This is a genomic window from Nitrosopumilus maritimus SCM1 (genome assembly GCF_000018465.1).
Taxonomy (GTDB): Archaea; Thermoproteota; Nitrososphaeria; order Nitrososphaerales; family Nitrosopumilaceae; genus Nitrosopumilus; species Nitrosopumilus maritimus.
The window spans coordinates 1-13843 of sequence record NC_010085.1 but is presented as its reverse complement, the minus strand read 5'-3'; the positions used below and the strand labels follow the sequence as shown (position 1 = coordinate 13843).

Here is a 13843-nt window from a genome sequence, read left to right as displayed (position 1 = left end):
TGGTTTTGTAAAACAAATTTTTCTAAAAAGATTAGGAATTTTTTGTTTGTAAAGTATAGTTTTGATTACAAAATTTCCTATAACAATTTATTTTTATTTTATGTTAACTAAGTATAGTTAATAGTGGTAGAAAATTATTCAAACGATTATGATGTCAAGTGTAAACTAGACGCTTGCAAAACCTACCCTGCAATAACAGATTCTGAACGAGGAGAAATTGTTTGTGGGGGTTGCGGTCTTATTCTAGTGCAAAACTTAGCTGACGCATCATATGAAAACAACGGTTACACTCAGGAAGACTTTATGAAGCAAGCAAGAACAGGTCCTGCAACATCTCTAACGATGTTTGACAAGGGACTATCAACTGTAATTGGAAGCAATAAAGATTCTTCAGGAAATGCATTACCAAGCAAAACAAAATATGAATTCAATAGACTTCGAACATGGGATCAAAGAAGCAAATCAAGAAAGACTGCTACTTTGAGCAAAGCCTTTACTTTACTTCATTCAATGAAGACAAAGTTAAGCGTGCCAGATAATGTGGTAGAAAATGCTGCCTATATCTACAGAAAAATTGTTAGTGCAAAATTGACACGAGGAAGAACTATGGCATCATTGATTTCAGCCTCGTTGTATGCAGCATGTAGAGAAAATAATATTCCAAGAACATTAGATGATATTGCAAAAGCTGGTAATGTTGAGAGAAGAATACTTTCCCGAGATTTGAGAACCATAATCAAAAAGCTTGGATTAAATCTTAATCAGTACGACACTGCCTCGTTTATCTCCAAAATTTCAAACAATATGAATTTGAAAGAAACGACAAAACGAGGAGCATTTGATATACTAAAACGCTGTGAAGAAGAAGGAATTACTGCTGGAAAACACCCAGTAGCACAAGCGGCTGCTTCATTATACATTTCATGTGTACTGAATGGCGAGAGAGTCAGTCAAAAAAGAGTCTCAGTTGAAGCAGGAGTCAGTGACGTAACAATAAGAAACAGGACTGTTTTGATTAAGAAGATACTAAAGCTTGATGAGTAAAAAATCCAAAAAAATCCTACATGGTGAATGTAGGAGAAATTATTTTTTCATAAAATACATCTTTTAGTCTATTTACCAATTCCATAATTACACGAAGTTGTTCTATTGTGATTTCTTCCAAGTCTTTGATTCTTTCATTCAATTGTGATATTTGTGATTGTAATCCTGATTTTTCATTCTTTAAAGTAGATATTTGACCTTGAAGGTTTTTGTTTTGTTGCTTTAATTGTTCATTTTCTTCAGTTAGTCTCTGGATTTTTTCTGATTCAGTCTCTTCAGGAAATGGTTCAGGAACAGGTTCAGGTTCAGGTAATGGAATTGGTTCAGGTTCAGGAGAAGGTTCAGGAAGTCCTGGAGGTTCTGGTTCTTGTTCAGTTTCTTGTGCAAATGAAGGTGTTAAGCTAATCAAAATAGCTATTACAGTTAAACTAAATAAAAAACTAATTTTCATTTTATCCATACAATTTAAGACAATTTTGTATATGAATATGATTATTGATTGTTAAGAATGAAAAAGAAAGTTATTTGTAGAAATCAGGTTCTTGATCTCTTTTTTGTTTTGGAAGATCATCCATAACAGCTTGAACTACTTCGTTGTGATTGTATGTCAAGTGCCTGAGAAACTTTGCAGATTCATCTGCTCGTGTCTTTTCATCAGCAAATAGCATCTCAGGGCTACTAAGTTCTGCCATCATAGTATTACATTCTTGGCAGGGGTCAAAGTCAAGATACAGTTTCATGTTTTGTCTCATTTTCCTTAGTATTTAGACTATTTTATGGACTGAGCAAGTGGAATCTCTTTTTTGCGAGGCTTTACCTTGTCAATTGCATCAACTAGTTCTTGTTGAGATATCTTGATGTCTTTGACATTTTGTGCTTTGCCGCTAACATATTTTTTAAGAGCTGCTATTGCTGCTCTGTTTGCAACTGCTGCAATTTCAGCTCCACTAAATCCATCAGTCAACTCTACAAGTTTTGCAATATCCACATCACTTGCAAGTGGTTTCTTTTTTGTATGAATCTCAAATATGTTTCGTCTTCCTTTTGCATCTGGATTTGGAACTTCGATGATTCTATCAAATCTTCCAGGTCTAAGCAGTGCATCATCTACAATGTCTAATCGATTTGTTGCACCAACTATCAACACATTGTGTAGTTCTTCTAGTCCATCTATCTCAGTTAGAATTTGAGATACCACACTCTCTGTTACATGTGATTCTGAACCACCACTGCCTCTTCTGGGTACTAGTGCATCTACTTCATCTAAGAAGATTATACAAGGTGCTGCTTGTCGTGCTTTTCTGAAGATTTCTCTGACTCCTTTTTCAGATTCGCCGACCCATTTTGAGAGTAATTCTGGTCCCTTTATGCTGATAAAATTAGACTCTGTCATTTTTGCAAGAGCTTTTGCAATCAATGTCTTACCAGTTCCAGGTGGACCATGTAATAGGATTCCTTTTGGTGTTTCAACATCAACATAGTCAAATGCTTCTTTGTGTTTGATAGGCCATTCAACTGCCTCACGTAATTCTTCTTTTAGTTCATCAAGACCACCAACATCATCCCAACTTACGTTAGGAATCTGTACTTGGACTTCACGTAATGCACTTGGTCTGACTTCTTTTAGTGCATCTCTAAAGTCTTCACTTGTTATCTCTATTTTTTGTAGAATTTCTGCAGATATCTTATCTTCATCAAGATCTATCTCAGGAAGAATTCTACGCAGTGATCTCATTGCAGCTTCTTTTGACAAGACTTCCAAGTCAGCTCCAACAAATCCATGTGTTGTCTTTGAGATTTGTTTGAGATCTACCTTTTCATCTATCGGCATTCCACGTGTGTGGATTGAAAGAATTTCAAATCTTCCTTCATCATCAGGAATTCCAATTTCAATTTCTCTATCAAATCTTCCAGGTCTTCTAAGTGCAGGATCAATAGAGTCTGGTCTATTGGTAGCTGCAATAACTACAACTTTACCTCTAGATTTCATTCCATCCATCAAAGTCAAAAGTTGCGAAACAATTCTCTTTTCAACTTCTCCTGAAACTTCGTCTCTTTTTGGAGCAATGGAATCTATCTCATCAATGAAGATTATGCTTGGAGAATTCTCTTCAGCTTGATTGAAGATCTCTCTAATTTTTTCTTCACTTTCACCATAGTACTTGCCCATGATTTCAGGACCACTAAGTGAGATAAAGTGGGCATTAGTTTCACCAGCTACTGCCTTTGCAAGAAGAGTTTTTCCTGTACCTGGAGGGCCATATAATAAAACTCCTTTTGGAGCTTCTACACCAATTTTATCAAATAGCTCTGGATGCCTCATTGGTAATTCTACCATCTCACGAATTTTTTGGACTTCGTTTTTGAGACCACCTAGTTCATCATATGTTATTCTTGGAACAGAAGCATCAACTGATTTTGTCATTGTGCCAAGTTTGAAAATTGTATTTTCAGTAACAATTACTGGTTTTGAAGGTTTTGTGCTAGTTACAATGAATTGAACTCGTCCACCCATCTGAGTGTTAAGAGATAATGTATCTCCAGTTGTAAATACATGATTAAGATAGTTATAGGTCATGTATTCTTGTAATCCTTCAGCAGATATTTTCTCAGTAGGAGACAAAACAATCTGTTCTGCGTTTGCAGCTTCAACGGATTTTAAAGAAATTTTATCACCAATTCCTGCTCCAATGTTTTGTCTTGCCATTCCATCAATTTTGATAATTCCTGTACCATATTCTTCAGGATTTCCTGGCCAAAGTTTTACATGTGTTTTTTTGTTATATGTTAATTCTAAGATTTGGCCAGTATTCCATTTGTTATCTTCAATAATTTTAGGATCAATTATTGCTCTTCCTCTTCCAACATGTTGTTGCGGAATTTCATCAACTTTTAAAATAATTTCACTCATTTTTTCACCTCAAAAATAAAGGGGGGTTTATTCAACCTCCACCTGTTTGCCAGTTGGTTTTTCTTCAACTAACTTGAAGACAAGTTGCAAAATTCCGTTTTTGTAGGAAGCCTTTGCAGAGTTTTCATCAACTTTGTGTTGTACTGGAACTTTGACATGATATTTTTTATCACCACGTTCTGCGGACAAATCTACAACTTTGTTGTCAACAATAATTTTGACATCAGTCTTTTCAACTCCTGGCATCTCAGCTATGAGTTTTACAACTTTTTCTTTTTCATCAACAATTGTGTCTACTATTGGTTCTCGTGTATCAGAAGCTGGAAGTTGGCCTGGTTTGACGTTTCCATATTCTTTTACAACAGGTTTCCCATCAGGACCCACGGTCATTGTATAACCATAATAAAATGGGCCAGATTCAGAACCATTTCCCTTGAATCCCTCAAAGATGTCATCTGTATTGAAAAAAGATCTAGACATCTGTTTGAAGATTCTATCAAATTCGCTATCAAAGAACATTGTCATATTCACCTATAGTATGTAATATCTATGACATTATATAAAGATTATTGGATTTTCTTTGATTTCTTACATAAGCCTATTATAACTGACATTATATAATAATCTTAATGAGGGTAGCAAGCATGTCCGTGCCTGAGATAGTCAGAGAGATGATCACAAGAAATCGTTCGATTTATGACTGCATGAAGATGGATTTGATAAACTATACAGCATTAGCAGTAAAGATTCAGCCAGAAGTTGAAAGAATTTTGGGTAACAGTGTTAATCTCAATACCATAGTTGTGGCAATCAAGAGATATGCAGATTCATTTGAGATTAAAGAGGAAGTAAAGGAAGAACCAGTTTTGAAGAATGCAAGATTGGCTTTGACTGATGGAATTATGGATATTAAATTTTCAATCAAAGATTCTAACCAAATTGATCCTATGGCAATTTTGGATAAGTTCTCAAAGATTACAAATAACTATGAATTTTTTAGAATGTCCGATTCCTTTAGATTCCTTACTGAAGACATGGAAGACATTAGGCAGATTTTTGGTAATGTTTCAGATAGAGAGGATGTATTTAGTACGGGTCTTGCAAAGATCAAAATTACAATACCAAATTCACAAAATCAATCAGATGTGGTTTCCTATGTTGCAGAGGTATTACATGCAAACGGAATTGAACTAGTTAATGCGTTTTTCAGTCAGGATAATATCGTAATTTTTCTAAATGAAAAGGATGCATCAAGGGCATATGAGATTTTACACTCTGATATAATGAGAGCCTGAGAATAGGCACGCATAATTTCCGAAAATAAACTCATAGGGATATATTTCGTCTTTTTCTGGGGTAAGCAAATGGCTCGAAATAAGAAGAAAATTGTCGTTTTAGGAGGCGGTTTTGCAGGATTAGAGTGTACTAGGAAACTAGAAGAATATTTCAAAAATGATTCAGAAATTGAAATTGTTTTAGTTAGTGAGGATAATTTTCTGTTGTTTACTCCAATGCTACCCCAAGTGGCTTCCGGAATGATTGAGACAAGACACATTGTAATGCCAATTAGAACAATTACAAAAAAAGCAACATTTTACGAAGGTAGAGTCAAAAATATAGATCCTTACGGAAAAATTGTAAATCTTTGGGGGAGTGGAAACAAGAGAGGAATTTCACTTCATTATGATTTTCTTGTTGTAGCATTGGGAAGTGAAACTAACTTTTTTGGAATGAATGATCTTGAGAAAAATGCCTATCAAATGAAGACACTCAATGATGCAGTTATGGTTAGAAATAGAATGATAGACATGTTAGAACAAGCAGAAAATGAGACAAATCCAATTCTAAAACATAGTCTTCTAACTTTTGTTGTAGTTGGAGGAGGATTTGCAGGAATCGAGACAGCAGGAGAGATAATGGATCTCCTATTGGATGTTAGAAAGTACTACCCTAATATCAAAAAAGAAGATATTAGAGTTGTCGTATTAGAAGCATTACCAAATATTTTACCAGGTTTTTCTGAAAGCCTTGCAAAGTTTGCACAAGAAAAATTAACAGAACATGGAATTGAGATCAAACTACAAACAGCTGTAACTAGTTTTGATGGAGATGAAGTCATGATAAAGAGATTGGATGTTGACAAAGATGCATCAGATGATTCAGTTATTAGTTCAATCCAAACAAAGACTGTAATTTGGACTGCAGGTGTAACACCAGTCAATACAATCAAGAGATCGTTATTCAAAACAGACAAAGGAAAAATCATTGTAGACAAGAATTTAGAAGTAAATGATTTTCCAGGTGTTTTTGCAATTGGAGACTGTGCGCTGTTTATGGATCCTAATAGTCAAAGACCATTTCCACCAACTGCTCAAATTGCAGAGGCTCAAGCCAAAATTGCTGCAAAAAACCTTCATGCTTTGATTAGAAATGAAGAAAAAACAGAATTTACGTATGAATCAAAAGGCCAGATGGCAATTATCGGAAAGAGAACAGGTATTGCATCATTTTTAGGAATGAATATTCATGGAATTTTTGCATGGTTTCTTTGGAGAAATATTTACCTATCAAAAATCCCAACGTGGGATAAGCGATTTAGAGTTTTTCTTGATTGGACAGCTGATGCGATTTTTGATAGAGACATTTCAAGACTCAAATTCATGAGACGTGAACCAGAAAAAGAATACAAGGTTCTTGATGAAGTAGATGATGTTTGGTAACTAGTTTAGTTTTCTAATTTTATAGATGATAATAGTTGGAGCTACAAAATACATTCCAATATTCATTAGAATTATTCCTACACCATAAGAGATCATTTCTTCTTCTGAATTTATTTCAGCATACTTTAGAATTGAAAGTGAAGACAACATCGGAGTGATTGTTAGTTTCACAATTTCTTTGAAGAGGGGAGACTCACGTTCTAAATCAGCAATTGTTGGGGAGAATGAATAATACAATTGATTAAATCCACTCATAAAAGCAGTTCCAGATTCTGTTTCAAGAATAGTGTTATCTCTTAATTCTCTTAATTGTTGTACTTGAGGTGCAAGTTCAGAGCCAAATGTTGCAGTTGCAATTAAACATCCACCATTTTCTTCAGAATTTGCAGAGTCTTCAGATAATTTTTTAAAAGAATCTATTGTTTCGTTAAATCTTTCTATTTGAGAATCAAAGTCGTCTACACCGTTACTGTACGAAAAAGTGTAATAGTTATCTGAACCATAAATTATAACCTCTTTGAATTTTACATCATAATCCTGACCATTAGCAGAAAAAACTCCTTGTGCGTTAGTTACATATGCATCCTTATCATTAATGGTAATTTGTTCTTGAGAAATTATATTCAATCCTCTTGATTCTGCAAGTGGTTGTAATTCTTCATTTTTTTCTGAAATTATATCATCAATGATTTTTCCATTTGTAGGAAGTATTGTAAGTGAAATTACAGGATTTACTGTGCCAACCTTTGGTCCAACTGCTACAACATCAGGAGTGTTTTCTTGAGTTTTCTCAGGTTGTTGTAAAAGCCAGCCTGCAGGAGCACTAAATGCTATATCATGTTCTTCGCTTTCAAATAGTTGACTCCCAGTAGATGGCTCTACGTTTGTTTGGATTCGATCAGGTTCTGTTAATTCAATTAAATCAGGAATATCTGCACGTGGAACAACTGAAACTTTGATAATTCTTACTTGTTCAGGATTTATAGGTTCATCTCTACTTCCAGTGGAAACTGATGCAATTTTATCAAGTGTTTCAAAACTTTCTTCAGTTATAATTCTACCAAATACAGTGTATTGTTCATCAAGAAAGTTGGAATTTTGATGTACGATAAAGAATTGTGAGCCACCGCTATTTGGATCAGCTGATCTTGCCATTGAAACTATTCCACGATTATGTTTGATATTGTTAAACTCTGCATCTAATCTTTCATCTGGACCACCAGTCCCCCAGGTACTTGAATCGCCATCAATTGTATTTGGATCACCGCCCTGAATCATGAAGCCTGGAATTATTCTATGAAAAAGAGTTCCATCGTAAAATCCAGAGGTTGATAGTTTAAGAAAATTTTCTACATGTTTAGGTGCATCATTTGGGAAAAAGCCAATTGTGATATTTCCCAAACTAGTTTCAATGATTACAACAGGATCCATTATCTTAATTGGATTAACCTCTACAGATTGGGCAGTTGTTTGATTTACAATTCCCATAAACAATAATGAAAATGTGATTGCAAGAATTATTTTCTTCAATATTTTTCTGCAATAAATCTCACTTAAAAGCCAATTGTATTAGTTTTTAACAAAGCCAAACAGATTACTCCTATGCAACCTGATGAGAAGATTCAGGCACATGTTGTTTCAATATGGAGAGAATCAAAAAAATTTCTATCAATTGGAGGTAAAGAAGGAATGTTGGTTTTAACTGATAAGCATCTAATGTTTATTCATAAAACTGAAGCCAAAATGAAATGGTGGAAGGCAATTACTCAAAGACAGGTAATTAATTTTATCAGATCAAAAAATACCATGATACGTCATGATGGTTATGATGAAGAAGATTTGATGAATGATGTTGAAGATAAAAGAAACACAGAATTATCATTTGATGATATTTCCAATATTAGTTTTGAAGAAAAGACGTGGGGAAGTGTTTTAGAATTAGAATATGAACAAGACGGTAAAAAAGAGAAATTTCAATATTCTATTGCCCAAGATTGGGTAAAATATCCAGCAAAAGAGCCCACAAAATACATGAAAGTAGATTGGGCACCATTTGTGCAATATATTAAAGACAGACAGAAATTTACAAAGTAAAATTGGGAAAAGTTATTGCCGTAGGTGTAGGTCCAGGTTCACCAAAATATGTAACAGAAGTTGTCAAAGATATAGTTCAAAATTGTGATATTGTGATTGGGTACAAATACACTTTAAAAACAATCGAACACCTTCTTGAGGGCAAAGAAATTCATGAAATTACAATGAATAATCAAGAAGAATCCTATCAAGAAGTTTTTCCAAGATTAGGAGATAAAACTCTAGTAATTCCATTTACTGGAGATGTAAATTTTTCAGAATCTGAAGTGGTAGATAGATTAATAGAAATTTTTGGTGAGGTAGAAATAGTTCCAGGAATTAGTTCTATACAAGTAGCAGCATCCAGAGCACAAGTACCGCTTGATAAATCTAGAGTGATTACAATGCATGTAACAACTCCAATTGAAGATAAGAAATTAGAGCTGCAAAAGGCATTGATTGATGGATTTAGTGTGGTGTTAGTTCCAAGACCATGGCCAAAACAACCAGACAAGCATTTTATGCCATCAGAAATTGCAGTTTATCTTCGTGAATGTGGTTTTGATACTACAAGGATTAAAGTTCATGTTTTTGAAGCCATAACCACTGAAAATGAAACTAGTTTTGAAGGAACTGTAAAAGATTTGGAAGGAAAAGAGTTTTCAGATTTGTCAGTAATGGTGTTTAATCAAACAAGTTTAGATTCTTACATGAATTACAGATGGCAATGGGAAAATTAGTTTCCTAGATTTTGGCCTTGTCTAAGAATTAGATTATCAGAATTGGGGAATACATATGCTACAATTTTCATCCAAGGGTAGTCTGGATCATATAATCTGTAAAATCCTGCTTCATCAAATGTAATGTTAACAGATTTGCCAGGGGCAATATCGCCAGTTGAGATTCTACCATCTGGATCAAATGGATCATGTCTATCACCATAATTTTCTTTTCCACTAAGAATACTATGAGAAACATTATCATCATTTATGATTGTAATAGTAGTTCCTGGTTCAATTGATATCCTATCATCAGAAAAATATCCTAACCTAATTGAGCCACTTGTTGTTAGTCCGACATAGCTATCCGAAACTCCTTGAGAGGAAGCACCTTTAAGAATACGAATTGAAAGTTCTTGTGATTCTTCAATTGTTGGGGTTACATCAATTTTTGATAATGAAGATAATTTTGTAGTGTAAATTATTTTGTAGGTATCATCAGTTGTTGTAATTCTACCAGTAAAACCATAAACTGCAGCATCTTTACTTTCTGCAACTAATCTTCCAAAGAAGCTGATTGTAGTATCAAAACCACTAGAACTTTCTATATCTCCATTAATTCGAATATAACGGCCTTCACGCAAAAATTTTCCTTCTAATTCTGAAATGATAAATTCTTCTTCATCAAGTGTGATAAAGCCATCCTCTATTACAAAATTAATGGTACTACCTCGTTGGTCTTGAGATGATAAACCAAAATCAATTTCTGAAAATTTGATTTGTTCTTCAGTTACAGCAAAACCAGAGCCCTCTAGGAGAAATACTTGGTTTTCAGAAACTTCTGCAAACGATTCATTGAGAATATATCCTGAGGAAAATATGAATAATGCTAGTAATGTTATTGTTAACTTCACAATAGATTTGTCTTCTAATTTGGTTTATAATTTGCTACTAAATTATTTTAGACTCAATAGGCAAATCCTAAGGGATCAGATATCAATTCCAGGTATTTGGAGGCCTTGTTCTTGAGCCATTTCTATCATGTAAAATTCTAGATACCCTCCTGCCAAAAGCAACCCAACTACAACACCAATCTCGATTACAGTTGGTTTGATGAAGGTTCTAAGATTGATTTTTTTCGTTATTGCTCTAATCAGGATAAAACTCCTAGATGTTGCTAAAGAATATGCAGTTAACTCCATCAAGCCAAATGGAGATAAAAATAAAATTGCTAAGGGGGGGACTTTTTCTAAAATTGGAGCAGTTGTAGTTATTGCTGCAAATGCAAATCCTGTTGACCATGCTGAAAACAAACCCCAAGCAACACCAAATCCTGGAATAAACATTGGAAGTGCTAATGATGTGTTATGAGTAAATATCCCAAATCCATCAATATCCAAAACTAATTCCTCAAATTCTGACATGAAAATATCAGCTTCTTCCTGGCTCACAGTAGACATTGAACCAATTTGATATGTACCAGTAAAGATTGCCATGAATATGAAAAATAAAGAAATTCGGAGTTTATTCACAACACAATACCATTAGAACAATATTTGAGGGTTGGTAGGCGCAGATTTAATTAAACCACATTATATTTTTTGATATGAAAAAGGAACTGTCCTTTGCATTAAACTATGCATTAAACAAAGGATTCCAGATTCATCCAAATGCTTTTAAAATTTTAGAAAATGTCGATGTGAAAAAACTAGAGAAAATAATAAAGGAAATTGTCAGAGAAAAAACCAAACAGAAATTATTTCAAATCAATCAAGATGATTTAGAAACATATCTTGGAATCAAAGATGATCCATCCTTAGAAAATGAGGTCAAGGTTTTGCTGGATCCTACAGACAAGATAACCACGGGAGAAGGAGTAAAGGGATACAATGCATTGTTTTCTAGTAGGTTTAACAAACTAAAACGAATAATTTCAGACAGACCAGAGGCTCGAATGTTAAAATCTCTGACTTTTGTTAAAAATGAAAGATCTGAAGATGACATGTATGTCTGTGGTTTGGTAACTTCAAGAAATAGTGAGAGAAATGTAACAAAGTTGGTTTTAGAGGATCCTTCAGGCTCATTTGAGGGGATTATTTTTGATACTGAACTTCAAAAGACGGCAGATACTCTCCTAGTAGACCAATTTGTTATGGCAAGAGTTAGTGTAGGAAAGAACTCTGGATTCATCATAAAGGATTTGATTTTTCCGGATATTCCTGATCAGGCCACAAACAAGTCAGAATCTGAAGCCTATGCCGTATTTTTGTCTGATTTACATATTGGAAGTAAATATTTCATGGAAGAAGAGTTAACAGAGTTTTTCTCTTGGATATCTAGTCCCGATCCTACAGCAAAAAAAATCCGATTTATTTTGATTGGAGGAGATATGGTTGATGGGGTTGGAATTTACCCAAATCAGAACAAGGAATTAGTTTGTCAAACCATAGAGGAACAGCTTAAAAAAGTTGAAAGTTTGATTGATCAGATTCCAAAAAATATCAAGATAATCATAATGCCTGGAAACCATGATCCGGGTAGAAGGGCACTCCCTCAACCAGCAATTCCAAAGAAGTATAATTCTGGATTATGGGATAGGGAAAATGTCATAATGGTTGGAAACCCTGCTGTAGTCTCATTAAATGGTGTGAAAGTGATGATGTTTCATGGGCAAAGTATTGATGATATTGTAAAGACTACCCCAGGGCTAAGTTATGACAAGCCAACAAATGTGATGAAGCACCTACTTAGGGCCAGACATCTAAGTCCAATTTATGGCAGCCAGACGCCAATTGCTCCTGAGATGCAGGATCTTATGGTAATTGAAGATATTCCAGATATCTTTCATGTAGGCCACGTCCACAAGGCTCAGTTGGATATGTACAAGGGTATATTGTTGGTTAATTCAGGCTCTTGGCAGAAACAGACACCATTTCAAGCAAGTGTTGGGATGACTCCAAATCCAGGTATTGCTTTACTGGTTAATTTAAAGACCTTTCAGGTTTTCCACCAAAATTACAATTCTAATCTAGACAATATCTTGCAAAGTTAAATCATCTTTGAAGGTCTTTTTTACCATTTCAGATGATATTGTTAGTTTGTATTTTTTTGTCCTACCATGAATTCCTTGATGGACCAATCTTCCAGAGATTATTCCAGAAAGTTCAATTTCACTTAGCATTTGTGTGATTCTTCTTTGGGTAAGCTCATCTCGTCCTACAACTTTACAGAGGTTTTTGTATGAAGAGTATATTTCTCCAGTAGAAGAGCCATTGGCCTTCATTATAGCAAGTATGACTAGTTTTTCGTGAAGTGGGTATGATTTGAGGGATGTCTCTTCTTTGTTTTCTTCAATTTTTTGAGATGCATCTCTGACATGGGTTTCAGTGACTTTGTCTGATTGTTGTCTTTCAGCAAGTTCGCCTGCAACTCTAATCAGATCTATTGCCCGTCTTGCATCACCGTGTTCTCCTCCTGCCAGAGCAGCGCATAAGTTTAGAGCAGATTCATCCACAGATTCGGCCTCAAAGGCTTCAGATATCCTCTCCTCTAGAATTTTTTTTATTTGTTCAACATCATAATTTGTAAAGACAATCTCCTCCTCTCCCAGACTGCTGATTACCCTAGGGTCTAGTTTTTCTTTGAAGGTCAAGTCATTTGAAATTCCAATCAAAGTCAATGATCCAGAATTGAGGTTTTCGTTTGCTCTGGTTAGTTGGTAAAGGATGTCCTTTCCAGTCTTTGATACTAGTTCTGCTAGGTAATCTATCTCATCAATTACAAAGACAACATTGGTTTTTTCCTGATCAATATTATTCAGGATACGTTTGAACACCTCACTGATGGCAAGACCAGTTGAGGGTAATTCTTTGTCAGATAGCCCTAATTGACGCCCAAAACTGACCAATAAACCGTATAATGTGGTCTCTTTTTTTGCGTTTGAGTAGATTAGTTTTATCGGGAAATTTGATTTCTCTACCCTCTCTTGGATTTTTGAGATAACTTTTTTGACGACAAGTGTTTTGCCAGTACCAGGTTTACCATATACCAAAAGATTGGAAGGTCTTGATTGTTTGAGAATTGGTAAGAGTGATTGGGTAACTTGTTCTTGTTCAGTATTCCTATGTTGGATGGTTTTTGGAATATAGGTAAAATGTAGGATCTCCCTGTTTTTGATAATTGATTTGCCAGATTCAGCTGCATCTAATAATCTATCAATCGGATCAGACATACTCACACACCTTTGTTTCCTATCAATTTCATCTTAACCATATCTCAATTAAGAGAGTATAGAATAGAATAGTAATTCTAGTTTAGTTTGTAATTAATTATTTTTAGTTAGTTTTTGTTTTTTCTCAAAAAAAAAATAGAAAAAA

Annotated in this window: 14 protein-coding genes; 6 read left to right on the top strand and 8 right to left on the bottom strand. The window is 34.5% G+C overall.

The features are described from left to right. The first annotated feature begins 123 nt into the window (after nt 1-123). The gene (locus tag NMAR_RS00070) at nt 124-1044 is read left to right on the top strand and encodes a transcription initiation factor IIB (RefSeq protein ID WP_012214400.1); all 921 of its coding nucleotides are present in this window, start codon (nt 124-126) and stop codon (nt 1042-1044) included. 16 nt (nt 1045-1060) lie between these two features. Here NMAR_RS00070 and NMAR_RS00065 read toward each other — a convergent pair whose 3' ends face one another. From NMAR_RS00065 to hsp20, 4 genes are all read right to left on the bottom strand, one after another. Then, nucleotides 1061-1453, bottom strand: a complete 393-nt coding sequence (locus tag NMAR_RS00065; RefSeq protein ID WP_238523177.1) for a hypothetical protein — start codon at nt 1451-1453, stop codon at nt 1061-1063. Between the two features lie 112 nt (nt 1454-1565). Continuing rightward, nucleotides 1566-1784: a hypothetical protein gene (locus NMAR_RS00060; RefSeq protein ID WP_048083098.1), complete on the bottom strand. Its 219-nt coding sequence runs from the start codon at nt 1782-1784 to the stop codon at nt 1566-1568. Between the two features lie 29 nt (nt 1785-1813). Further along, complete coding sequence (locus NMAR_RS00055) at nt 1814-3955, bottom strand: CDC48 family AAA ATPase (protein WP_012214398.1); 2142 nt, start codon at nt 3953-3955, stop codon at nt 1814-1816. A gap of 27 nt (nt 3956-3982) precedes the next feature. Then, nucleotides 3983-4480 carry an archaeal heat shock protein Hsp20 gene (hsp20, locus tag NMAR_RS00050; RefSeq protein WP_148680266.1) on the bottom strand — a complete coding sequence of 166 codons (498 nt, stop codon included), beginning with the start codon at nt 4478-4480 and terminating at the stop codon, nt 3983-3985. Between the two features lie 104 nt (nt 4481-4584). Here hsp20 and NMAR_RS00045 point away from each other — a divergent pair, with 104 nt between their 5' ends. Both NMAR_RS00045 and NMAR_RS00040 read left to right on the top strand, forming a co-directional pair. Continuing rightward, nucleotides 4585-5250, top strand: a complete 666-nt coding sequence (locus NMAR_RS00045) for an ACT domain-containing protein (protein WP_148679989.1) — start codon at nt 4585-4587, stop codon at nt 5248-5250. A 69-nt stretch (nt 5251-5319) separates the two neighbouring features. Further along, a complete protein-coding gene (locus NMAR_RS00040) occupies nt 5320-6675 on the top strand; it encodes an NAD(P)/FAD-dependent oxidoreductase (protein ID WP_012214395.1) in 1356 nt (451 codons plus the stop codon). Here the strand turns inward: NMAR_RS00040 and NMAR_RS00035 are convergent, their stop codons facing one another. Beyond that, nucleotides 6676-8205, bottom strand: a complete 1530-nt coding sequence (locus NMAR_RS00035; RefSeq protein ID WP_012214394.1) for a peptidylprolyl isomerase — start codon at nt 8203-8205, stop codon at nt 6676-6678. A gap of 72 nt (nt 8206-8277) precedes the next feature. On the opposite strand from NMAR_RS00035, the gene NMAR_RS00030 reads away from it, so the two are divergent. Further along, entirely contained in the window at nt 8278-8769 is a 492-nt protein-coding gene (locus NMAR_RS00030; RefSeq protein ID WP_012214393.1) for a hypothetical protein, read from the top strand. Nucleotides 8770-8771: 2 nt separating this feature from the next. Further along, nucleotides 8772-9488 (top strand): precorrin-6y C5,15-methyltransferase (decarboxylating) subunit CbiE, encoded by a 717-nt coding sequence (gene cbiE / locus NMAR_RS00025; protein WP_012214392.1) that lies wholly within the window; start codon nt 8772-8774, stop codon nt 9486-9488. Here the strand turns inward: cbiE and NMAR_RS00020 are convergent. Both NMAR_RS00020 and NMAR_RS00015 read right to left on the bottom strand, forming a co-directional pair. Beyond that, entirely contained in the window at nt 9485-10381 is an 897-nt protein-coding gene (locus NMAR_RS00020) for a cupredoxin domain-containing protein (protein WP_012214391.1), read from the bottom strand. The two genes, cbiE and NMAR_RS00020, sit on opposite strands and share 4 nt — an antisense overlap. Nucleotides 10382-10456: 75 nt before the next feature. After that, a complete protein-coding gene (locus NMAR_RS00015; protein ID WP_338037105.1) occupies nt 10457-10999 on the bottom strand; it encodes a stage II sporulation protein M in 543 nt (180 codons plus the stop codon). A gap of 74 nt (nt 11000-11073) precedes the next feature. Here NMAR_RS00015 and NMAR_RS00010 point away from each other — a divergent pair, with 74 nt between their 5' ends. After that, nucleotides 11074-12519, top strand: a complete 1446-nt coding sequence (locus NMAR_RS00010) for a DNA-directed DNA polymerase II small subunit (protein WP_012214389.1) — start codon at nt 11074-11076, stop codon at nt 12517-12519. Here the strand turns inward: NMAR_RS00010 and NMAR_RS00005 are convergent. Continuing rightward, a complete protein-coding gene (locus tag NMAR_RS00005) occupies nt 12496-13698 on the bottom strand; it encodes a Cdc6/Cdc18 family protein (protein WP_012214388.1) in 1203 nt (400 codons plus the stop codon). The genes NMAR_RS00010 and NMAR_RS00005 overlap by 24 nt on opposite strands. Nucleotides 13699-13843 lie beyond the last annotated feature (145 nt).